At 67.8% G+C, this 21735-nt stretch carries 20 protein-coding genes; 12 read left to right on the plus strand and 8 right to left on the minus strand.

Annotation, left to right across the window (positions count from 1 at the left end; genetic code table 11):
- The first annotated feature begins 71 nt into the window (after positions 1-71).
- Both C6A86_RS06065 and C6A86_RS06070 read left to right on the plus strand, forming a co-directional pair.
- Positions 72-1163 carry an AbrB family transcriptional regulator gene (locus tag C6A86_RS06065; protein ID WP_233213147.1) on the plus strand — a complete coding sequence of 364 codons (1092 nt, stop codon included), beginning with the start codon at positions 72-74 and terminating at the stop codon, positions 1161-1163.
- Between the two features lie 40 nt (positions 1164-1203).
- Positions 1204-1398 (plus strand): hypothetical protein, encoded by a 195-nt coding sequence (locus C6A86_RS06070; RefSeq protein ID WP_158263304.1) that lies wholly within the window; start codon positions 1204-1206, stop codon positions 1396-1398.
- Here C6A86_RS06070 and C6A86_RS06075 read toward each other — a convergent pair.
- The gene (locus C6A86_RS06075; RefSeq protein ID WP_105365017.1) at positions 1313-2107 is read right to left on the minus strand and encodes a purine-nucleoside phosphorylase; all 795 of its coding nucleotides are present in this window, start codon (positions 2105-2107) and stop codon (positions 1313-1315) included. The two genes, C6A86_RS06070 and C6A86_RS06075, sit on opposite strands and share 86 nt — an antisense overlap.
- A gap of 18 nt (positions 2108-2125) precedes the next feature.
- On the opposite strand from C6A86_RS06075, the gene C6A86_RS06080 reads away from it, so the two are divergent.
- Positions 2126-3310 carry a M20 family metallopeptidase gene (locus C6A86_RS06080; RefSeq protein ID WP_105365016.1) on the plus strand — a complete coding sequence of 395 codons (1185 nt, stop codon included), beginning with the start codon at positions 2126-2128 and terminating at the stop codon, positions 3308-3310.
- On the plus strand, positions 3307-4476 hold the full coding sequence (locus C6A86_RS06085) for an amidohydrolase (RefSeq protein ID WP_105365015.1): 1170 nt from the start codon (positions 3307-3309) through the stop codon (positions 4474-4476). The genes C6A86_RS06080 and C6A86_RS06085 overlap by 4 nt, the downstream gene beginning before the upstream one ends.
- A gap of 88 nt (positions 4477-4564) precedes the next feature.
- On the opposite strand, the gene C6A86_RS06090 is transcribed toward C6A86_RS06085, so the two are convergent.
- A complete protein-coding gene (locus C6A86_RS06090; protein ID WP_105365014.1) occupies positions 4565-5038 on the minus strand; it encodes a gamma-glutamylcyclotransferase in 474 nt (157 codons plus the stop codon).
- 131 nt (positions 5039-5169) lie between these two features.
- On the opposite strand from C6A86_RS06090, the gene C6A86_RS06095 reads away from it, so the two are divergent.
- From C6A86_RS06095 to C6A86_RS06110, 4 genes are all read left to right on the plus strand, one after another.
- Positions 5170-6582, plus strand: a complete 1413-nt coding sequence (locus tag C6A86_RS06095) for an NAD(P)H-quinone dehydrogenase (RefSeq protein ID WP_105365013.1) — start codon at positions 5170-5172, stop codon at positions 6580-6582.
- A 60-nt stretch (positions 6583-6642) separates the two neighbouring features.
- Complete coding sequence (locus C6A86_RS06100; RefSeq protein ID WP_105365012.1) at positions 6643-8382, plus strand: glycerol-3-phosphate dehydrogenase/oxidase; 1740 nt, start codon at positions 6643-6645, stop codon at positions 8380-8382.
- Positions 8379-9242, plus strand: a complete 864-nt coding sequence (locus C6A86_RS06105; RefSeq protein ID WP_105365011.1) for a pseudouridine synthase — start codon at positions 8379-8381, stop codon at positions 9240-9242. The genes C6A86_RS06100 and C6A86_RS06105 overlap by 4 nt, the downstream gene beginning before the upstream one ends.
- Positions 9243-9314: 72 nt before the next feature.
- Complete coding sequence (locus C6A86_RS06110; protein ID WP_105365010.1) at positions 9315-9740, plus strand: hypothetical protein; 426 nt, start codon at positions 9315-9317, stop codon at positions 9738-9740.
- Between the two features lie 5 nt (positions 9741-9745).
- Here the strand turns inward: C6A86_RS06110 and C6A86_RS06115 are convergent, their stop codons facing one another.
- Positions 9746-10513, minus strand: coding sequence for an FkbM family methyltransferase (locus C6A86_RS06115; RefSeq protein WP_105365009.1), 768 nt, complete (start codon positions 10511-10513; stop codon positions 9746-9748).
- 205 nt (positions 10514-10718) lie between these two features.
- Between C6A86_RS06115 and C6A86_RS06120 the strand changes: the two genes are divergently transcribed.
- Positions 10719-11489 carry an SDR family NAD(P)-dependent oxidoreductase gene (locus C6A86_RS06120; protein WP_105365008.1) on the plus strand — a complete coding sequence of 257 codons (771 nt, stop codon included), beginning with the start codon at positions 10719-10721 and terminating at the stop codon, positions 11487-11489.
- On the opposite strand, the gene C6A86_RS06125 is transcribed toward C6A86_RS06120, so the two are convergent.
- Positions 11486-12274: an enoyl-CoA hydratase/isomerase family protein gene (locus C6A86_RS06125; RefSeq protein WP_105365029.1), complete on the minus strand. Its 789-nt coding sequence runs from the start codon at positions 12272-12274 to the stop codon at positions 11486-11488. The two genes, C6A86_RS06120 and C6A86_RS06125, sit on opposite strands and share 4 nt — an antisense overlap.
- Positions 12275-12284: 10 nt before the next feature.
- Positions 12285-12971: a TetR family transcriptional regulator gene (locus C6A86_RS06130; protein WP_199196326.1), complete on the minus strand. Its 687-nt coding sequence runs from the start codon at positions 12969-12971 to the stop codon at positions 12285-12287.
- A 156-nt stretch (positions 12972-13127) separates the two neighbouring features.
- Between C6A86_RS06130 and C6A86_RS06135 the strand changes: the two genes are divergently transcribed.
- Both C6A86_RS06135 and C6A86_RS06140 read left to right on the plus strand, forming a co-directional pair.
- Positions 13128-14183, plus strand: coding sequence for a ferredoxin reductase (locus tag C6A86_RS06135; protein ID WP_105365006.1), 1056 nt, complete (start codon positions 13128-13130; stop codon positions 14181-14183).
- A gap of 17 nt (positions 14184-14200) precedes the next feature.
- Positions 14201-15394: a fatty acid desaturase family protein gene (locus C6A86_RS06140; protein ID WP_396834818.1), complete on the plus strand. Its 1194-nt coding sequence runs from the start codon at positions 14201-14203 to the stop codon at positions 15392-15394.
- Here C6A86_RS06140 and nei2 read toward each other — a convergent pair.
- From nei2 to C6A86_RS06155, 3 genes are read right to left on the minus strand one after another with little or no spacing between them, the layout of a single operon-like run.
- Positions 15382-16137, minus strand: coding sequence for an endonuclease VIII Nei2 (gene nei2, locus C6A86_RS06145; protein WP_105365005.1), 756 nt, complete (start codon positions 16135-16137; stop codon positions 15382-15384). The two genes, C6A86_RS06140 and nei2, sit on opposite strands and share 13 nt — an antisense overlap.
- A 36-nt stretch (positions 16138-16173) precedes the next feature.
- Positions 16174-16653: a DUF2834 domain-containing protein gene (locus C6A86_RS06150; protein ID WP_105365004.1), complete on the minus strand. Its 480-nt coding sequence runs from the start codon at positions 16651-16653 to the stop codon at positions 16174-16176.
- Between the two features lie 50 nt (positions 16654-16703).
- Entirely contained in the window at positions 16704-21212 is a 4509-nt protein-coding gene (locus C6A86_RS06155; RefSeq protein ID WP_396834821.1) for an ATP-dependent helicase, read from the minus strand.
- A 130-nt stretch (positions 21213-21342) separates the two neighbouring features.
- Between C6A86_RS06155 and C6A86_RS06160 the strand changes: the two genes are divergently transcribed.
- Positions 21343-21708 carry a hypothetical protein gene (locus tag C6A86_RS06160; protein ID WP_105365002.1) on the plus strand — a complete coding sequence of 122 codons (366 nt, stop codon included), beginning with the start codon at positions 21343-21345 and terminating at the stop codon, positions 21706-21708.
- Positions 21709-21735 lie beyond the last annotated feature (27 nt).

Raw genomic sequence — 21735 nt, forward strand, 5'->3', positions numbered from 1 at the left:
TTCAGTAAGACCCCAGTTTGTGGCTCGATAAAGACAAGGGCATACTTGCTATCGAGGAGGAGGTCGTGTCGATGGGGAAGTGGCGCGCGATGGCCAAGTGGGTACTGCTGGCGGCGGTCAGTGTCGCGGCCACGATTCCGCTCACCGCGCTCGGCGTGCCCTCGGCGGGCCTGTTCGCCGCCCTCGTGGTCGGCATCGTCCTCGCGCTGGCGAATCTGGCCCCCGCGGCGGTGCCGCGCACGGTGGGCATCGGTGCCCAAGGGGTGCTCGGTGCCTACATCGGCACCATGGTGTCGCGCGACGCCGTGGGCGCACTGGGGCCGCACTGGCTGATCGTGCTCGGCGTGGCCGTGGCGACCCTGTTCATCAGCGTGGTGTCCGGCGCGCTGCTCGGTCTGCGCCGCGACGTCAGTCCGTTGACCGGTTCGTTGGCCATGGTCGCCGGCGGGGCCTCCGGGCTGGTGGCCATCGCCCGCGAACTCGGTGCCGACGACCGCGTGGTGGCCGTCGTGCAGTATCTGCGGGTGGCACTGGTGACGGCCTCCATGCCGATCGCCGTCACCGTGATCTATCGCGCCGAGCGCACCCATCACGCCGCACTGGTAGACCAATCCACCTCGTTACCTTGGTATCTCAGCGTCTTGGTGCTCGTCGGTCTGGTATTGGTCGGAGCCACGGCCGGCAGATTGGTCCGGTTGCCCGGTGCCGGGCTGCTCGGGCCGCTGGCGCTGACGGTGGTGCTGCAACTGAGTCCGGTGCCCTTCGAGTTGACCGTGCCAGCCATGCTGGTTCAGGTCGGCTACCTGGTGATCGGATGGCAGGCCGGCGTGGCGTTCACCCGTGATTCGCTGCGTGCGGTCGGACGCACGCTTCCGGCGGCGCTGGCACTGATCGTGGTGCTGACCGTCGCCACCGCCGGTCTCGGCGTGTTACTGGCCCGCTTCGCCGGGCTGACCCCGCTCGAGGGGTATCTGGCCACCAGTCCGGGTGGGGTGTATGCGGTCCTGGCCACCGCCGTCGAGACCGGGTCCAACGTCACCTTCATCATCGCCGCGCAGGTGGTGCGCATCCTGCTGATGTTGTTCGCCGCGCCGTTACTGGCCAAGGCCATCGTGCGGGTCAGCGACCGCTTGCGGCCTCGCGCCGCACTCGCCGGTAGATGATCGGCTGTGCGGCAACGTGGCCGCCTCACGGGTGCTCGGGATGGCGCACTACCGCTGTGTGCCGGCGTTCCCGCCGCTGCGTGAGATGACACGTCACGAGGTGGTCGAGTGGATCGGGCCGACCCTGCAGCGCTGTCTGACCGGATACTTCAGAGCCGCGCGATCACCCCGGCCAGCAGCGCGCCCATCCGGGCCGCCGACTGACGGCCCGCCTCCAGCACCTCGTCATGGCTGAGCGGCTGACCCGTCATGCCCGCGGCCAGGTTCGTCACCAGCGACACCCCGAGCACCTCGGCACCGGCGGCGCGGGCGGCGATCGTCTCGTGCACCGTGGACATGCCGACCAGATCGGCGCCCAGGGTGCGCAGCATCCGGATCTCCGCGGGCGTCTCGTAGTGCGGCCCGGGCAGCCCGGCGTAGACACCCTCGGCCAGCGTGGGGTCGATCTCGCGCGCGATCGTGCGCAGGCGGGGGGCGTACGCGTCGACAAGGTCGACGAACTGCGCACCGGCCAGCGGGGAGCGGGCCGTCAGGTTGAGGTGATCGCTGATCAGCACCGGCTGGCCGACGCCGTACTCGGGGCGCAACCCGCCCGCGGCGTTGGTGAGGATGACGGTGCCGGCCCCGGCGGCGCACGCGGTCCGCACCGGATGCACCACGTGCCGCAGGTCATGGCCCTCGTAGGCGTGGATGCGCCCGACCAGCACCAGCACCCGGTGCGTGCCGACGGTGACCGAATGCACCTGACCGCGGTGCCCGGCCGCGGTGGGCGGGGTGAATCCGGGCAGGTCGGCCATCGGCACGGACGCCGTCGGCTCGCCCAGCGCGCTCAGCGCCGGCGCCCAGCCCGACCCGAGCACCAGGGCGATGTCGTGGGTGGGCACCCCGGTTTGTTCGCTGATCGCGGTGGCGGCCTCATTGGCGGCCGCTTGTGGATCTGACACGAGTGAGATACTGCCAGGATGTCCACGGGTAGCGCGTCGTCGATCGTCGAGGACACCGTCAACCGCCGCCGCGGTGACCTCGTCGCTCTGTCGCACGACATCCACGCCGAACCGGAACTCGCATTCGACGAGCACCGCAGCTGCGCCAAGACTCAGGCGCTGGTCGCCGAACGGGGGTTCGCCATCGAGGCCGCGCCCGGCGGCCTGGACACCGCGTTCCGTGCCGAGTACGGCAGCGGCTCCCTGGTGATCGGCATCTGCGCGGAATACGACGCGCTGCCCGAGATGGGGCACGCCTGCGGGCACAACATCATCGCGGCCTCGGCGGTGGGCACCGCGCTGGCGCTCGCCGAGGTAGCCGACGAACTGGATCTGACGGTCGTCCTCATCGGCACGCCCGCCGAGGAGGCCGGCGGCGGAAAGGTGTTGCTGCTCAACGCCGGAACATTCGACGACATCGCCACGGCGGTCATGCTGCACCCGGGGCCCGCCGACATGGCCGCGGCCCGTTCGCTGGCGCTCTCCGAGGTCGCGGTCAGCTACACCGGGCGTGAGTCGCACGCCGCGGTCGCGCCCTACCTGGGTGTCAACGCCGCCGACGCGGTCACCGTAGCCCAGGTGGCCGTCGGGCTGCTGCGTCAGCAGCTCGCGCCCGGGCAGATGATGCACGGCATCGTCACCAACGGCGGTCAGGCCACCAATGTCATTCCTGCACATGCCGAAATGAAGTACACGATGCGCGCCACCGATATGGATTCGCTTCGTCTGCTGGAGGCGAAGATGGCCGGGTGTTTCGCATCCGGCGCGGTGGCCACCGGTTGCGAGCACGGTGTCCGGGAGACCGCGCCACCCTATGACGCGCTGGCGCCCGACCGGTTCCTGGCCGAGGTGTTCCGCGCCGAGATGATCCGCAACGGCCGGCATCCGCTGCCGGTGGAATTGGAGGCGGCCTTGCCGTTGGGGAGTACCGATATGGGCAACGTCACCCAGGTGCTGCCGGGTATCCACCCGGTGGTGGGCATCGACGCCGGCGGTGCCTCGCTGCACCAGCCGCAGTTCGCGGCCGCCGCTGCCGGGCCCAGCGCGGACAAGGCGGTCATCGACGGGTCGATCATGTTGGCGCGCACCGTCGTTGCGTTGGCGCAGAACGATGTCGAACGTGAACGGGTGTTGGAGGCACAGGTCCGGCGGAGGGCGTCATGACCCTGCGTACACACACCGACGCGTGGCTGGCCGCCCACCACGATGACCTGGTGGCCTGGCGCCGCCACATCCACACGCATCCCGAACTCGGCCGTCAGGAGTTCGCGACCACCGAATTCGTCGCGACCCGACTGGCCGATGCCGGCCTGAACCCGAAGGTGTTGCCCGGGGGCACCGGCCTGACATGTGATTTCGGGCCGGAGGACCGTCCGCGTGTCGCGTTGCGCGCCGATATGGATGCACTGCCGATGGCGGAGCGCACCGGCCTGCCGTTCTCGTCGACGGTGCCCGGCGTGGCCCACGCCTGCGGGCACGACGGGCACACCGCCGTGCTGCTCGGAGCCGGGCTGGCGATGGCGTCGGCGCCCGAACTGCCGGTGGGCGTGCGGCTGATCTTCCAGCCGGCCGAGGAACTGATGCCCGGCGGCGCGATCGACGCCGTCGCGGCCGGAGCGGTGGCCGGTGTGGCGCGGATCTTCGCGCTGCACTGCGATCCCCGCCTGGAGGTGGGCAAGGTGGCGGTGCGACTGGGCCCGATCACCTCGGCGGCCGATTCGATCGAGATCACCCTGCATTCGCCCGGTGGGCACACGTCCCGGCCGCACCTGACCGGTGACCTGGTGTACGCGCTGGGCACCCTGATCACCGGTGTGCCCGGGGTGTTGTCACGGCGTATCGACCCCCGTAAGAGCACCGTCATGGTGTGGGGCGCGGTCAACGCCGGCGTGGCGGCCAATGCGATCCCGCAGACCGGCACGCTGGCGGGCACCATCCGGACCTCCAGCCGCGAAACCTGGCTGACTCTGGAATCGCTTGTCGGCGATATTGTTTCGTCCTTGCTGGCGCCGCTGGCCGTGGAGTACAGCGTGAACTACCGCCGGGGCGTGCCGCCGGTGGTCAACGAAGAGGTGTCCACCCGCATCCTCACCCATGCGATCGAGGCGCTCGGGCCGACCGCGCTGGCCGACACCCATCAGTCCGGGGGCGGCGAGGACTTTTCCTGGTACCTGGAGGAGGTGCCCGGCGCGATGGCACGCCTGGGGGTGTGGTCGGGGAAGGGCGCTCAGCTGGACCTGCACCAGCCGACCTTCGACCTGGACGAGCGTGCACTGGCGGTGGGTGTGCGCACGATGGTCAACCTGGTCGAGCAGTCCGGCCTCGTGTAGCGCGGGCAAATGTCACTCTGACAGCGTCGCCGTGGATATATATGCATGACGACGCTGTCAGAGTGACATTGCGACTTGGCCGAGTGGTCTAAGTGCCGGGCCCGACGTTGCCCGCGGGACGGATGCGCAGTTCGTGCACGTACTCCGCGGGGGCGCCTGCGATCTCCGCGGCGTCGGCCATCACCCCGAGGTAGCGCGCCGACGGCACACCGCCCTCCCAGGCGTCCACGACGTACAGCCAGGCGAGCACCGGGTCGGTGGTGGTGTCGGAGGTCAGGCGGTCCACCCGGCAGCGGATCTTCTTGTGGAACCCGAGCTCGGACCCCTCCCAGCGGTCCAGGTTCTCCTCGTCCTCGGGGGTGACGTCGTAGAGCACGACGAACACCCGGGACAACGGGTCCTCGACCAGGGTCGCCAGCGCGCCCTCCCAGCTGAGGTCCTCACCGCCGAAGGTCAGCCGCCAGCCATACAGCCAGCCGGTCCCCGCCATCGGTGAATGCGGAGCCCGCTGCAGCATCTGTTCCGGATGCATGTTCGATCCGTAAGCGGCGTAGAGCGGCACGGGCCCAACTTTAAAGGGTACGGCGGGCAGGAGCGCAGCGACCCGGGAGATAGGTACGGCGGGCAGGAGCGCAGCGACCCGGCGGATCGGTCATGTGGGCGCGAGCGCAGCGACCCACTACGTTTATCACCGTGCCCACCCGCATCGTGATCATCGGCGGCGGTCCCGCCGGATATGAGGCAGCCCTCGTCGCCGCGGCCCGCGGACCGGCCGTCCAGGTGACCGTCGTCGACTCCGACGGCATCGGCGGCGCCTGCGTGCTGTTCGACTGCGTCCCGTCCAAGACGTTCATCGCGTCCACCGGTGTGCGCACCGAACTGCGCCGCGCCAACGGCCTGGGCTTCGACATCGCCATCGACGACGCCAAGATCTCGCTGGGACAGATCCACAACAGGGTCAAGACGTTGGCCAGGTCCCAGTCCGCGGATATCGGCTCACAGCTGCTCAGCCAAGGGGTCTCGGTCGTGCGCGGCCGCGGCGAGCTCGTCGACGACGTCCCCGGCATGGCGCACCACCGGGTCAAGGTCACCGCCACCGACGGCAAGAGCGGCGTGCTCAAGGCCGACGTGGTCCTCATCGCCACCGGTGCCACGCCGCGGGTACTTCCCAACGCCCGGCCCGACGGTGAGCGCATCCTGAACTGGCGCCAGCTCTACGACCTGACCGAGCTGCCCGAGCACCTGGTGATCGTGGGCTCGGGTGTGACCGGCGCGGAGTTCTGCAGCGCCTACACCGAGCTCGGGGTGAAGGTGACGGTGGTGGCCAGCCGCGACCAGATCCTGCCGCACGAGGATTCCGATGCCGCCGCCGTGCTGGAGGAGGCCTTCGCCGAACGCGGCGTGAAGCTGGTGAAGAACGCCCGCGCCGACTCGGTGACCCGCACGGAGAACGGCATCAAGGTCGCGATGGCCGACGGGCGCGTGGTCGAGGGCAGCCATGCCCTGATGACGGTCGGCTCGGTGCCCAACACCGGCGGCCTGGGCCTGGACCGGGTCGGCATCGAGCTCGGACCGGGCAACTACCTGAGTGTGGACCGGGTGTCGCGCACCACCGCGCCGGGGATCTACGCCGCCGGCGACTGCACCGGTCTGCTGCCGCTGGCCTCGGTCGCCGCGATGCAGGGCCGCATCGCGATGTACCACGCACTCGGTGAGGGCGTGTCGCCGATCCGGTTGCGCACGGTGGCAGCCGCGGTGTTCACCCGCCCGGAGATCGCTGCCGTCGGCGTCCCGCAGACCTCGATCGACAGCGGCGCGGTACCGGCGCGCACCTTGATGCTGCCGTTGACCACCAATGCCCGCGCGAAGATGTCGCTGCTGCGGCGCGGCTTCGTCAAGATCTTCTGTCGGCCGGCCACCGGTGTAGTGATCGGCGGCGTGGTGGTGGCGCCGATCGCCTCCGAGCTCATCCTGCCAATCGCCTTGGCGGTGCAGAACAACCTGACCGTCACCGACCTGGCCCAGACTCTTTCGGTGTACCCGTCGCTGTCCGGTTCGACGGTGGAAGCCGCGCGCCGTCTGATGGCCCACGACGACCTCGACTAAAGGCGAGGACTGGTCCCTGACGGCCCACATCGGCCGGTTGTGCCACGTAGGCTCGAAGGCGTGACCGACCCGATCTCAGGCACTGCGCAAGCCCAGCTCGGGCCCACCCAGCGAGCGGCAGCCTGGGAACGGCTCGGCAGCGAACAGTTCGACGTCGTCGTCATCGGCGGTGGTGTGGTCGGTGCCGGTGCGGCCCTGGACGCGGCGACCCGCGGACTGAAGGTCGCGCTCGTCGAGGCCCGCGACTTCGCGTCGGGTACGTCCAGCCGGAGCTCCAAAATGTTCCACGGCGGCCTTCGCTATCTGGAACAGCTGGAGTTCGGTCTGGTGCGCGAGGCGCTGCACGAACGCGAGTTGTCGCTCACGACCCTGGCCCCGCACCTGGTGAAGCCGCTGCCGTTCCTGTTCCCGCTGACCAAGCGGGTGTGGGAACGCCCCTACATCGCGGCCGGCATCTTCCTCTACGACCAGCTGGGTGGCGCGAAATCCGTGCCGGCGCAGAAGCATCTGCTCAGGGCGGGCGCGCTGAGGCTGGCGCCTGGGCTCAAGCGCAGTTCACTCATCGGCGGAATCCGCTACTACGACACCGTGGTCGACGACGCCCGGCACACCATGATGGTGGCCAGGACCGCAGCGCACTACGGTGCCGTGGTGCGGACCTCCACGCAGGTGGTGGCGCTGCTGCGCGAGGGTGACCGGGTGACCGGGGTGAAGGTGCGTGACTCCGAGAACGGCGCGGTGACCGACGTTCGCGGGCATGTCGTGGTGAACGCCACGGGTGTGTGGACCGACGAGATCCAGGCGTTGTCCAAGGAACGCGGCCGATTCCGGGTGCGCGCCTCCAAGGGGGTGCACATCGTGGTCCCGCGTGACCGCGTCGTCAGCGAGGTCGCGATCATCCTGCGCACCGAGAAGTCGGTGCTCTTCGTCATTCCGTGGGGCACGCACTGGATCATCGGCACCACCGACACCGACTGGAATCTCGACCTTGCCCATCCGGCGGCGACCAAAGCGGATATCGACTACATCCTCGAGACGGTCAACACGGTGCTGGCGACGCCGTTGACCCACGACGACATCGACGGTGTGTACGCCGGTCTGCGTCCGCTGCTGGCCGGTGAGAGCGAGTCGACGTCGAAGCTCTCGCGGGAACACGCCGTCGCGGTGCCCTCGCCCGGGTTGGTCGCGATCGCCGGCGGGAAGTACACCACCTACCGGGTGATGGGGCAGGACGCGATCGACGCGGCCGCCGAATTCGTGCCCACCCGGGTGGCGCCGTCCATCACCGAGAAGGTGCCACTGGTCGGCGCCGACGGGTATTTCGCGCTGGTGAACCAGACCGAGCACGTCGGCACACACTACGGCCTGCATCCGTACCGGGTGCGCCACCTTCTGGACCGTTACGGTTCGCTGATCAGCGAGGTGCTCTCGACTGCCGACGGCAAACCCGAACTGCTGGAACCGATCACCGACGCACCGGTCTATCTGAAGGTGGAGGCGGTGTATGCCGCGGCCGCCGAGGGGGCGCTGCACCTGGAGGACGTCCTGGCCAGGCGGATGCGGATCTCCATCGAGTACCCACACCGCGGTGTGGACTGTGCGCGCGAGGTGGCCGAGACGATAGCGCCCGTTCTGGGGTGGAGCGCCGAGGACGTCGACCGCGAGGTGGCGACGTACCTGGCCCGCGTCGAGGCCGAGGTGATGTCGCAGACGCAGCCCGATGACGAATCTGCGGACGCCCTGCGGGCCGCGGCACCCGAGGCGCGCGCGGAGATTCTGGAACCGGTCCCACTGAATTGAGCGCCCCGCTGCCCGACCGTGACGGGCTGGGACCGACGCGGATACGCCTGCGCGGTGGTGCGGTGCTCGTCGAACTCGCCGACCGGTTCGGCGAGGGCGCAGCCACCAAAGTTCTTGCCGGGGAAGTGGTCTGCGCGAACGGCACGGTGGTCGAGGCGTCGACGGTGCTGCCGCCCGGTGCCGTCGTCTACCTCTATCGCGACCTGCCCGACGAGGTTCCGGTCCCGTTCGAGATGCCGATCCTGCACCGCGACAACGACATTGTGGTGGTCGACAAGCCGCATTTCCTGGCCACCATGCCCCGCGGCGGGCACGTCGTGCAGACCGCGGTGGTGCGCCTGCGGCGCGAGCTCGGCCTGCCGGAATTGAGCCCCGCACACCGGTTGGACCGGCTCACGGCCGGGGTGCTGCTGTTCACGGTGCGGCGCGAGGTGCGTGGCGCGTACCAGACCCTGTTCGCCGAGCAAAAAACTCGTAAGACCTATCTCGCCCGCGCCACCGGCACACCCACGATCGAGCTTCCGGCGGTGGTGAGCAGCCGGATCATCAAGGTGCGCGGCCAATTACAGGCCTACGAGGAGCCCGGTGATCCGAACGCCGAAACCTACGTCGAACGCCTCCACGGCGGGTTGTACCGGCTGACACCGCGCACCGGCCGCACCCACCAACTGCGGGTGCACATGGCCTCGCTCGGTGTGCCGATCGACAACGACTCCCTGTATCCGCACGTGATCGAGGTGGCAGCCGACGATTTCACCCGGCCGTTGCAGCTGCTGGCGCACACGCTCGAGTTCGAGGACCCGCTCAGCGGCGAGCCGCGACGGTTCACCAGCGGCAGGGCATTGCTCGCCGGGACGTAGGTCTTGCCGGGCGGCCTCCGACGTGGTCTGGTGGGCCACGGGTCGGCTCGATTGTTTCGGAAGGGTTCGTTCATGCGTGCTGCGGTGGCTGCGTTGTCGATGTTGGCTGTGGGGGTCATGGGTGGGACGGGTGCTGCGTGGGCTGCGCCCGTGGCCCCCAGCGCGCAGGAGCTGACCGCGGAGTTGCAGCAGGTACTGAATACCGGTGCCCCGGCCGCCGTCCGCGCCGCCAAGCTGGCAGGCGGGGACGCCGCGGTACCGACCGCGGACAACATCGCCAACCGGCTGAATGCCTATAGCGGCATGGTCAACTGGCAGGTGCAGAATCCGGTGCTCAACGGCGAACAGGTGGACGCGCAGATCGCGGTGACGATCCCGCTGTTCGGCACCAAGACGCACAACATCTACTGGATCAATCAGGACGGCGCATGGAAGTTGTCCAACCCGTCGGCGTGCGTCATCGCGCGTGACGTCGCCGGCGTCGATTGCACCGTCTGAGGAGGTCAGCTCTCCTTGAGCGTGAACTGGGCGATACCGCCCCAGTGCTGCAACGTGTGCGTCTGTGCCAGCGGGTTCTCGGCGAAGAGCCATTCGACGTAGAGCTTTTTGATATTGCGCGCCAAATCGACCGGAATATTGCCGATGACGGCCGCTTCCAATCCTTCGATATCGATCTTCAGGATGTCGATATGGCCGTGCTTTTCCACCACGTCGCGCAAAATCTGCTGCGAATTGACACATGTCACGGTCAGTGAATTGCCGAGTTCGGCGTTCACGCCGCCATAGCGGCCGGTTTCCTCGAAGCCGAATTCGACCTCGCCCGCAACGGCGCCGACCGCCACTTCCTGCAGCGCGTAGCGATCCTCGAACGGGCGCAGGTTGTTCTGCAGGCGCGCGACGTTGCGTGGCAGCGGCTCGAAGAGGTAGGTGAACGCCTCCGGGCTTCGGGACAGGAAGTACGCCGCCGAAATGCCGATGTTGGAGCCGAAATCGACGATGACGCGGTCGGTGGTGTCGGCGTGGTAGTCGGATCGGCAGAAGATCTCGTTCACCGTCAACACGTCATGCGCGGTGTACAACTGCAGCGACACCCAGCCCAGCGGGGTACGGACGCGGACGATGGTGGGATAGGTGCCAGAGCCGGTGAGGTAGCGCCGGAAGATCTCCCAGGGATGCTCGTAAACCCGCAGCATGTTGCGTGCAGCGAGGTAGTTGCGGCGATGCAGAACAGAACCGGCAATTTTGCCGAACCCGCGCCCAGCGATCTGCATTCCACCTCCAGAGTGACGGGATCAACCTTGCGGTAGGTATCCCCGGTTCCGACTGAGATTAGTCGCAAGCGCGGTGTTTCACAGCGGAGGGCCACCTATGTGTGACGTAGCAGTGACCTTGCCAGGGCTGCCATCGTCGTTCGCCGATGGTTGCTGAACGGCGGGTCACTGCACCTGACAGCAATGATCTGATCTACTGACCGGCGTGGATCGCACCGGATTTGACCAACTGTTCGACATGTCGGATCGCACGGTGATTGTGACCGGCGGCACTCGCGGCATCGGTCTGGCGCTGGCGCAGGGATTCATCTTGGCCGGTGCGCGAGTGGTGGTGGCAAGTCGGAAGGACGACGCGTGCGAGGCGGCCGCCGAGCACTTGCGTGGGCTGGGCGGGCAGGCTCTCGGCGTCCCGACACACGTCGGTGATCCCGACTCGCTTGCCGCGTTGGTCTCGGCCACCGTGGAGGAGTTCGGCGGTGTCGACGTGGTGGTCAACAACGCCGCCAACGCCCTCGCTCAGCCGCTGGGTGAGATGACGCCCGAAGCGTGGACCAAGTCGTATTCCGTCAATCTGCAGGGCCCGGTATTTCTGGTGCAGCATGCATTACCGCACCTCAAAGAGAGTTCGTCGGCCGCGGTGCTGAACATGGTGTCCGTCGGCGCTTTCAATTTCGCACCGTCATTGGCGATATACGCGTCCGGCAAAGCGGCGTTGATGTCGGTGACCCGGTCGATGGCGGCCATACTCGCGCCGTCGGGAATCCGGGTCAACGCCATTGCGCCCGGGCCCGTCGACACCGACATGATGCGCAACAACCCTCAGCAGGCCATCGACGCGATGGCCGCGGGCACCCTGATGAAGCGGCTCGCCTCGCCCGACGAGATGGTCGGTGCGGCGCTGCTGCTGTGTTCGGGTGCCGGCAGCTATATGACCGGTCAGGTCGTCATCGTCGATGGTGGCGGGACGCCCCGCTAGTCCTTCTTGCGGTCGGCGAAGGCCTGGGCGAAGGCCCGCATCTCACCGCTGGTGCCGGCCAGGATCTGGCTGCGGTTCTCGACGTGCAGCGCGTTCTCCAGGCTGCCGGCGTCGAGGTTGGCCCACAGCACCTGCTTGGTGGACTCCAGGCCGAACTTGCCGTAACCGCACAGCGTTACCGCGATCTCGAGGGCGTCCTGCAGGACCGCGTCGTCCGGGGAGATCCGGGACACCAGGCCCAGGCGCAGGGCTTCATCGGCCTCCACGGTGCGCGCGGTGAGGATCAGATCGAACGCGGGTCCGGCGCCGATGATGCGCGGCAGGGTGTAGCTGACGCCGATATCGCAGCCCCCGATGCCCAGCTTGATGAACTGTGTGCACAATCGCGCCGAGCGGGCCGCGATCTGGATATCGGCGGCCATGGCCAGCGCGAAGCCGCCGCCGTAGGCGGGGCCGTTCACCGCGGCGATCACCGGCTGGCGCAACCGATGCAGTTTCACGGTCAGCTCGGCGATACGTTCCTGCCAGCGCATCCCGGCGCGGGGCGCCTCCAGGCCTGCCGAGACCGCCGGCGGGTTGGGGTCGGTGAGGTCCAGGCCGGCACAGAATCCGCGACCGGCACCGGTCAGCACCACCACCCGGCAGTCGTTGTCGGCCTTGATGGCGTCGAGGGTGCCGTGCAGCTCTTCCACCAGCGTCGAGGACAACGCGTTGAGTTTCTCCGGTCGGTTGAGCGTGATCACGGCGATCTCGGGCCGCGGATGGGTCAGCTCCAGTTGTGACATGTGCGACACACTATGTGGCGTCGCTGCGCCATCCTCGGACACCGACGGCGATCATCAGCATCTGTTTGATCGCGGTCTGTTTGATCGCCTCCAGCGCTGCCGGGTCGGCGACATCCTCGACCAGTTCGGCGATGGAGATCATCGCGTTGACGAACAGGTTGGCCAGGATGTTGAGGTCCTCGCTGCTCCAGTTCTTCAGCCCGGGAAACCGGGCCAGGTCGATCGCGAGTTCGGAAGTGAGCAGCCGTATTTCGGTACGGATCGCGTAGCGCAGGGAGGCGGTGCCGCTGGACCGTTCGCGGGTGATGAAGCGCCAGTGCTCGCGGCGCTCGCTGATACCGGCGATCAGGATCTCGGCGGACGAGTCGATGACATGGTTGGGGTCGAGCTTGCCGGCCCGTGCGCCGCGGAGCATGTCCCGCAGGGAGCGGAACGATTCGTCGATGAGAACGAGGCCGAGGGACTCCATGGAATCGAAGTGCCGGTAGAACGCGGCGGGCACGATGCCCGCTTCGCGGGTGACCTCGCGCAGGCTCAGGCCGGTGAAGCTGCCTTCCTCCAGCAGATGCAGGGCGGCGGCGACGATCGCGCGGCGGGTGACTTCCTTGCGTTCGTCGCGCGACAGCGTGTCTCGCGAGCGTGACTTGCTTGAGCGGTCTGATCGACCCGCTCGCGATCTCGAAACGTCACTTGCCACAACCACAGAGCCTACCGGCGTATACCCGGCCTGAGCTCCGTCGATGCCGTTATCAGTTGTTTGTGATTCAAGAGTACGAGTGTTCACTATGTTGCGCCCATCACAGCCTGCAGATTTTCCTTGACCAACAACCTCTAGCACGATCAGAGTGTACATATGTTCACCGAAACATTGACGCGGCGGATGTCCCGGTCCTCGCTGCTGAACCTGCTCACCGGACCCCATGGTGTCGACCGCTACACCGAGATCGTCGACCCGACCTGGACGCAGGGACAGGCCCGCGCACGCGTCGTCGCCGTCCGCCGTCAGACGTCACGCAGCGTCACCCTGACGCTGCAGCCCAACCGCGCCTTCGCCGGCTTTCGCGCCGGCCAGCACATCAACCTCTCCGTCGAGATCGACGGCCGTCGCCGCACCCGCTGCTACTCACCGGCAAGCGCCGAAGGCAGCCCGCTGATCGAACTGACCATCGGCCGGCACGACGAGGGCCTGGTGTCCACCTACCTCTGCGATCACGCCCGGCCCGGCATGGTCGTGGGCCTGGACTCCGTCGGCGGCGACTTCGTGATGCCGGCCGTTCGTCCGCGGCGCATCCTGTTCGTCTCCGGCGGCAGCGGCATCACCCCGGTGCTGTCCATGGTGCGCACGCTGCGTACCGAGGGATTCTCCGGAGAGATCGCCTTCATTCACTACGCGCGTTCCGCCGCGGAGGCCTGCTATCGGCAGGAACTCGACGCGCTGCCCGGCGTCCGGGTGCTGCACGGCTACACCCGCGACACCGCCGGCTCCGAGCTGGACGGCCGGTTCGGGCCCGAGCACCTGGCGGCCGCGATGCCCGACCCGGATGCCGTGTTCGTATGCGGTCCCGCGGTGCTCATCGAGGCCGTGCGGGAGCTCTTCCCGCAGGCGTACTCGGAGAGCTTCGTGCCCCCCGAGTTCGCGCTACCCACCGAAACCAGCGGCGGCACCATCACCTTCGCCGACAGCGGCGTGGAGGTCGTCGATGACGGTCAGCCGCTGCTGGCCCAGGCCGAGGCCGCCGGGCTCAACCCGGAGAGCGGCTGCCGAATGGGCATCTGCCACAGCTGCACCCGCTTCAAGAAGAGCGGTGCCGTACGAAACCTCATCACCGGAGCGGTGTCCACCGCTGATGGTGAAGACATCCAGATATGCGTCACCGCCGCCGTCGGTGACGTCGCCATCGATCTCTGAGACCGGAAGGAACAGCAATGACTGACACAATTTCCGTTCGCCCCGAGGATATTTCCCGTCGCTCCGCTCGCCCGGAAGACATTTCCCAGGCCACCATCCGCAACCGCGCGGTGCGCTCCGACAAGTACTCCCTGACCCCCGAGCAGGCCGACGCGTTCGGTGCCGAACTCGACGCGATCCGCGAGCGCGTGGTCGCCGATCTCGGCGAGCGCGACACCACCTACATCCGCAAGGTCATCAAGGCTCAGCGCACCCTCGAGGTCGGTGGCCGGGCCCTGCTGTTCGGTGGCATCTTCCCGCCGTTCTGGCTGGCCGGCACCGCCATGCTCGGGATCGCCAAGATCCTCGACAACATGGAGATCGGCCACAACATCATGCACGGCCAGTACGACTGGACCGGTGATCCGGCGTTGGCCAGCAAGGCGTTCGAGTGGGACAACGCCTGCCCGTCCGATCAGTGGCGGCACTCGCACAACTACATGCACCACACCTACACCAATATCGTCGACATGGATCGCGACATCGGCTACGGCGTCCTGCGGATGAGCGAGGACCAGCGGTGGTCGCCGTACTACCTGGGTAACCCGGTGTACGCGTTCCTGCTGATGGTGCTGTTCCAGTACGGCGTGGCGCTGCATGAGCTGGAGACCGAACGCATCCGCTCCGGCGAGATCAGCGTTGCCGACAAGCGCGACATCATCCGCGGCATCTGGCAGAAGACCAAGAAGCAGACGCTGAAGGATTATGTGGCGTTCCCGCTGCTGGCCGGGCCGTTCGCGCCGTGGGTGTTCACCGGCAATCTGACCGCGAATCTGATGCGCAACGTGTGGTCCTACATGATCATCTTCTGCGGGCATTTCCCGGAAGGGACGCAGGAATTCTCCATCGAGGAGACCAAGAGCGAATCACGCGGCCAGTGGTACTTCCGCCAGCTGCTCGGCTCGGCGAACCTGACGGGCGGCAAGTGGTTCCACATTCTGTCGGGCAATCTGTCCTTCCAGATCGAGCACCACCTGTTCCCGGACATCCCGGCCCACCGGCACGCCGAGATCTCGGTGGAGGTCCGCGAGATCTGCGAGCGCTACGGCCTGCCCTACAACAGTGGACCGCTGTACAAGCAGTTCGGGACGGTGGTCAAGAAGATCCTGCGGCTGGCTCTGCCGGACCGTAAGCCGGCCACTGCGGAATCCGAAGTGTTTCAGGCTGCTTGACAGTTCGGGCACCAATATCTGATCCGGTCGCCGCTGTCGTCCCTCCTGATGGGGGTACGGCAGCGGCGACATGGCTCTCCGGCCCGGCCGTACACCCAGAACTGCTGACCGCGGCGGGTATTGCCGGTGATGATGCGATTCGGCCGGTTCCTGTTCACCCACAACATCTCCCGCGCGCGCTGCACGACTCGTAGGGGATCGGCAAGGGAGCTCACGGGTGCTTCGGGGCCGCGGCCCAACACGAAACACAGTTCGTTGGCGAAGACGTTTCCGACACCGGCCATCACCTGCTGATCCAGCAGGGCGTCGGCGAGTTGGCGATCCGGCTCGGCGATCAGGTTCGCCGCCGCACGTTGCGGATCCCAGTCCGGGCCGAGCAGGTCGGGTCCGAGGTGGGCGACCACGTCCTGATCATGGTCGCGTGCCAGGACGTCCAGGATGCCCAGATCGATCCCGAACGCCGCGGTGTCGGCGGTGCCCAGCACGATCCGGATCCGGTGCTGGGGACCGCGGAACCCGCCGATCACCCAGCTGCCGTCCATCTTGAGATGAGAATGGATGCTGGCCTCGCCCACCCGGATGAACAGATGCTTCCCGCGGCTGAGGACCTCCTCGACGACCTGCCCGGTCAGGTCCACCGTCGCATGGCGGGGTACCCGGATGTCGCAACGGGTCAGCGTTTTCCCGACCAGCGCCTCGCGCAGCTTGGCGGCAGTACGGAAGACGGTGTCACCTTCGGGCATAACCCATTGAACATGCTCACGCCTTCGCGAACAGATTCAGACGGTGGTGAGCGCCTTCTGCTGCCGGTGCACCCGGTCCAGGGTGGCGAAGTAGAACGCGTAGGCGAACGCGCAGCTGGTGAACAGGCTGGACACGAAGTACAGCCACGGGCGTTTGATGCCGCGCCGGTGACCGTCGATGATCGTGAACAGCGGCAACAGGATGACGTTGATGATGGTGTAGTCCTGGCTGGCCGATGCGGCTGCCGGGTTCGCGTAACCGAGCACGATGAACTGTTGCCAGCTGCCGGGACCCCAGATCGGGTTGCCGCCCTCGACTGCATAGGTCGCGACGAACTGGTGGTTGAAGTAGTAGCCGAGAGCGACCGATGCCATGCCGATGACGTAGAACAGGATTTCGAGCGGTGAGAACATCGCGCCGCCATCGGCGGGGCGGGCGAAAACCTGGTGGTTGGCGCGCACGATCCAGGCGATGACGCCGATGCCCAGAACGAGGTGAACGATGAGCGAGACCATGCTCGGAGTATCGGCCAGCCGCGCCGCAAGTTTTGTCACTTTTGACAAGTTCAGCGCAGGCGAAGCCCCCGCGGTGTGCGGGCGAAACCGGCGGTGACAAGTGCCTCCATCACGATGGCGTGCTCCGCACCGGCGCCGGGATCGAGCACGGTCACCGCATTGATGCGTTCCACCAGCAGTGACGGGATCCGTCCCGACGCGACCAGGTTCGCCAGAGCGGCTGCGGCGGCCGCCTGGGCTTCGGGCTCGGCGCCGAAGCTGAGCAGCGACTTACCGCCGCGCTCCAGGAACCACACCAGCTGTCCGTCGACCAGCGCGACGAGTGCCCCGGCCTTGCGTCCCGGGCGGTGTGTCACCTCGGTGTCATCCGGCCACGGCAGCGCCATGCCGTACGGATTGGCGGGGTCGGTGGCTGCCAGCACCACGGCGTGCAACTCCGGACGCTGCGGGTCGATACCGTCCAGATACGACCGCAGCCGGTCGACGGTGGACGCCGCGGCGAACTGGGCGCCGCCGAGTGATTCCACGAAATAGCCGCGCTGGCAGCGCCCGGCGTCCTCGAAGGCGGTGAGCACCTTGTACAGCATCGCGAAGCCGCCGGGCACGCCATCGGCGGCACCTCGGGTGAGCACGCCGAAGCGGTTCAGCAGCAGCTCGGCCTGGAAGTGTGCGCGCACCGTGGAATCCGGGGTGGCGGCGGGCAATGCCGACCAGCGGCCGGCCACCGTCGGGTCGGTGCGCGGCTGGCCCTGGGTCAGGCTGTAGCGGCTCAGTCGTGGGGGGCGCTGGCGTTGACGGTGTGACGGGGCGCCGGTGCGGCGTGGGCCCGACAGCAGGGCGCGCACCGGGGCGAACGTGTCACCGGTCACCCAGCCGGCCCAGATCAGTTCCCACAGCGCTGTTTTCAGGTCGCCCTCGGACGATCCGTCGACCAGTTGGCGGAAGAAGTAGGCGCCACCGTGGCCGAGTGACGCCATGATGGCGCGGTGATGGTCGTTGAACTCGATCTCGGCGGGCGGAGCGAGCGTCATCGGCGCCGAATCGCCGAGGTGGAAGGCGATCCAGCCGTCGGACCCGGCGATCTGACCCATACCCGACCAGGTCACCTCACCGGAGGCCAGCAGCTCGTCGAGCATGGCGGGTTGGTAGTCGGCCACCCGCTGGGGGAACACCAGTGTCTCGATCGCCGAGGCCGGCAGTGCCTGGCCGGCCAACTGCTCGATCACGACGGCCAGACCGTCCACCCCACGGTTGCGGGTGGAGCCGACATGCTGCCAAGCAGGTAGGAACCGGCCGTACGCCGCGGTGCTGACCGGTTCCACCGCGGCGCGCAAGGCCGCCAATGACCGGCGCCGGAGAATCTTGAGAACCGTGGTGTCACACCACTGCCCGGAGGATCCGGCGATCGCCTCGGTGAACTCGCCGCGGATCAACCGGCCGTCACCGGCAAGTCTGCCCAACACGTCGGCGGTCACCCGGATACCCAGCCCGAACCGGGCGGCAGCATCCTCGGTGCTGAAGGGTCCGCGGGTGCGCGCGTAGCGCCCGAGCAGATCGCCAAGGGGGTCGGTGACGGTTTCGGTGAGGCTGGCCGGCACCCAGACCGGTACCGCGACCCCGACTCCGTCCCGGAGCAGCGCGACGTCTTCGACAGTCACCCACCACGTCGAGCCCGCGTAGGACACCGTCAGTGCCCGGCGGGCTGCCCGCAACCCTTCCAGCCAACCGCCGATATCGTCCTGCACGCAGCGTTCGACGATCTCGGCCTCGGTGAGCGGCCCGAGCAGGCGCAGCAGATCGGCAACCCCCTCGGCGTCGCGGACGGCTCGATCGACATCGAGATGTTGCAGCTGCCTGGTCGTCGCGGTGACGACATCGGGGTCGAGCAGGTCGCGCAGTTCCACCCGGCCCAGCAACTCGGCCAGCAGCACGGTGTCCAACGACAGTGCGGCGGCGCGCCTTTCGGCCAGCGGGCTGTCGCCCTCATACATGAATGCGCCGACGTACCCGAACAGTGCGGCGGCGGCGAACGGTGAGGGCGTGGCGGTCTCGACCTCCAACAGCCGGATCTTGCGCTGGGCGACCCTGTTCATCACCTCCGTCAGCGCGGGCACATCGTAGACATCCTGCAGGCATTCCCGGACGGTCTCGAGCACGATGGGGAATTCGGGATACTTGCGGGCCACGTCGAGCAGCTGCGCGGCGCGTTGGCGTTGGTGCCACAGCGGGGACCGCTTTCCGGGGTGGCGGCGGGGCAGCAGCAGTGCCCGGGCGGCGCACTCACGGAAGCGGGATGCGAACAGCGCCGAGCCTCCGACCTCGTCGGTGATGATCGGTTCCAGCTCGTCGGCGTCGAACACGAAGAGCTCAGCCCCGGGTGGATCGTCGCCGCCATCGGGCAGGCGCACGATGATGCCGTCGTCGGAGGCGGTCGGTTTCTCATCGATGCCGTAGCGTTCCCGCAGCCGCCGCGCGACCGCCAGCGCCAACGGGCCGTGCACGCGTAAGCCGTAGGGCGAGTGCAGAATCACCCGCCAGTCGCCCAACTCGTCGTGGAAGCGCTCCACGATCAGGGTGGTGTCGCTGGGGACCGCGCCGGTGGCCTGGCGCTGCTCGTCGAGCAGTTGCCACAGATTATCGGTGGCAAACTCGTCGAATCCGGTTTCCTGGCATCGTTTCCGGAAGTCGTCAGAGCTCAGTTGGGCGAGTTCGCCGGTGAACGCGCCGACCGCCGCGCCGAGTTCGGCGGGGCGGCCGACACTGTCACCACGCCAGAACGGTAGCCGCGCGGGCAGGCCCGGTGCGGGCACCACCAGCACCCGGTCGTGAGTGATCTCGGTGATGCGCCAACTGGTGGCCCCCAGCGAGATCACATCGCCGGGCCGCGACTCGTAGACCATCTCTTCGTCGAGTTCACCTACGCGTGAGGGCTTTTCGGACTCGGACGCGAGGTAGACGGTGAACATGCCGCGGTCCGGGATGGCACCACCGGAGGTGACCGCCAGCCGCTGGGCGCCGGGCCGTGCGTTCAGGGTTCCGGCATCGCGGTCATAGACCAGTCGCGGGCGTAGCTCGGCGAATTCGGTCGATGGGTACTTCCCTGACAGCAGATCCAGCGTCGCCTCGAAGGCGCTGCGCGGCAGGCTCGCAAAGGGGGCGCTCCGCCGCACCGTATCGAACCAGGCATCGGCGTCCAGCGGTTCGAGTGCCGCGGCGGCCACGGTGTGCTGGGCGAGCACGTCCAGTGGGTTCGCCGGCACCCGCATGGTCTCGATCTGGCCGGCCCGCATCCGCTCCACCGTGACGGCGCAATCGATCAGATCGGTGCGATGCTTGGGGAAGAGCACGCCTTGGGATATCTCACCGACCTGGTGCCCGGCCCGGCCGACGCGCTGCAGGCCGCTGGCCACCGACGGCGGCGCCGACACCTGGATGACCAGGTCCACGGCGCCCATATCGATACCGAGTTCCAGGCTGGAGGTGGCGACGACTGCCTTGAGCCGCCCACTCTTGAGGTCATCTTCGACCAGGGCGCGCTGCTCCTTGCTGACCGAGCCGTGGTGGGCCTTGGCCAGCACCGTCGGGGCGCCGAAGCTCTGCCCGCTGGCCATGACGTGTGCCGGCGCGCCGCCGGCCACCTTCGTGTTGTGCCCGCCCGACAGTTCGACACCGTTGCGTTCGGCGTGAATCTCGTTGAGCCGTGAGGTGAGACGTTCGGCGAGGCGGCGCGAATTGGCGAACACGATCGACGAGTGGTGCGCCTCGACCAGGTCGACGATGCGTTCCTCGACATCGGGCCAGATCGAGCCCTCGGTCAGATTCGTCATGTCCGGCACCGGAACCTGGACCTGCAGTTCGAAGGTCTTGTCCGCAGGCGGGGCGACGATGGTGGTCGGAGCCGTCCCGGCCAGGAACCGGGCGACCTCCTCGGCGGGGCGCACCGTCGCCGACAACCCGATCCGCTGCGCCGGCCGCTCCAACATGGCGTCCAGCCGTTCCAGCGAAACGGCAAGGTGTGCACCGCGTTTGGTGGCGGCGACGGCGTGCACCTCGTCGATGATCACGGTGCGCACATCGGCCAGGGTGTCGCGCGCCGCCGAGGTGAGCATCAGGAACAGTGATTCGGGGGTGGTGATCAGGATGTCGGGGGGCCTGGAGATCAGGTCGCGGCGGTCCTTGGGGGTGGTGTCCCCGGAGCGGACGCCGACCGTGATGCTCGGTGCGGGCACCTCCGCGCGTTCGGCCACCCGGGCCAGTCCGGTCAGCGGGGTGCGCAGATTGCGTTCGACGTCGACGGCCAGTGCCTTGAGCGGTGAGACGTAGAGGACACGGGTACCGGCAGCCGGCTCGCCGGGATGCTGGGCCAGGTCGTCGATCGCCCACAGGAAGGCGGCCAATGTCTTGCCCGAGCCGGTGGGGGCGATGACCAGCGTGTTGTCCCCGTCGGCGATCGCCGACCAGGCCTGTTCCTGGGCCGCGGTGGGGGCCGGGAAGGTGCCACGGAACCAGTCCCGGGTCAGCGGACTGAACCGGGCCAGCGGGTCGATCTGGGCGGGCACGTCCTCCATGGTGCACCCCGGTACCGACAAGTGACGATGACCTGCGCAAACACCTGTTCATGGCGCTCGAACAGGCATATGCTCTTTTCGAAGCCGTCAGTTTCGCTCACGACGACTGAAGGAGTCAGTGATGCGACTGTTCAAGATGCTCGCCGTGCCCGTGCTGATCGGCGCGGGCCTCACCGCAACCCCCACCCCCCTCGCCGTCGCCGACTGCACCAGCGCCGGTGGCACGACCATCTGCTCGCAGGGCGATGTCCGCGGCTCGAACACCGGCGACGGTCCGAGCGGATCGTCGGGGCCCTACGTGCCCTACCCCTGCGACTACGACTGGACGGACTGCAACGACGCCTGGGGATGGGAGATCGACGTCAATCTGGACCCGGACTTCGGCGGGCCGGGTGGACCTGTCGGACCTGATATCGGACTGCCCGGTGGCGGCCGGCCCAACGCCGGCGGTGGCCGCGGTGGCGGGCGAGGAGGCGGCCGTCGATGAACGACCAGAGATCGATCGAGGAGAGCG

It is taken from the genome of Mycobacterium sp. ITM-2016-00316 (assembly GCF_002968335.2).
GTDB lineage: Bacteria > Actinomycetota > Actinomycetes > Mycobacteriales > Mycobacteriaceae > Mycobacterium.

Excerpts from the sequence above, each read along its gene's own strand:
- C6A86_RS06065 (WP_233213147.1), top strand. The coding sequence starts at position 72 with ATGGGGAAGTGGCGCGCGATGGCCAAGTGGGTACTGCTGGCGGCGGTC.
- C6A86_RS06070 (WP_158263304.1), top strand. The coding sequence starts at position 1,204 with ATGGCGCACTACCGCTGTGTGCCGGCGTTCCCGCCGCTGCGTGAGATG.
- C6A86_RS06080 (WP_105365016.1), top strand. The coding sequence starts at position 2,126 with ATGTCCACGGGTAGCGCGTCGTCGATCGTCGAGGACACCGTCAACCGC.
- C6A86_RS06085 (WP_105365015.1), top strand. The coding sequence starts at position 3,307 with ATGACCCTGCGTACACACACCGACGCGTGGCTGGCCGCCCACCACGAT.
- C6A86_RS06110 (WP_105365010.1), top strand. The coding sequence starts at position 9,315 with ATGCGTGCTGCGGTGGCTGCGTTGTCGATGTTGGCTGTGGGGGTCATG.
- C6A86_RS06115 (WP_105365009.1), bottom strand. The coding sequence starts at position 10,513 with ATGCAGATCGCTGGGCGCGGGTTCGGCAAAATTGCCGGTTCTGTTCTG.
- C6A86_RS06125 (WP_105365029.1), bottom strand. The coding sequence starts at position 12,274 with ATGTCACAACTGGAGCTGACCCATCCGCGGCCCGAGATCGCCGTGATC.
- C6A86_RS06135 (WP_105365006.1), top strand. The coding sequence starts at position 13,128 with ATGTTCACCGAAACATTGACGCGGCGGATGTCCCGGTCCTCGCTGCTG.
- C6A86_RS06140 (WP_396834818.1), top strand. The coding sequence starts at position 14,201 with ATGACTGACACAATTTCCGTTCGCCCCGAGGATATTTCCCGTCGCTCC.
- nei2 (WP_105365005.1), bottom strand. The coding sequence starts at position 16,137 with ATGCCCGAAGGTGACACCGTCTTCCGTACTGCCGCCAAGCTGCGCGAG.
- C6A86_RS06150 (WP_105365004.1), bottom strand. The coding sequence starts at position 16,653 with ATGGTCTCGCTCATCGTTCACCTCGTTCTGGGCATCGGCGTCATCGCC.
- C6A86_RS06160 (WP_105365002.1), top strand. The coding sequence starts at position 21,343 with ATGCGACTGTTCAAGATGCTCGCCGTGCCCGTGCTGATCGGCGCGGGC.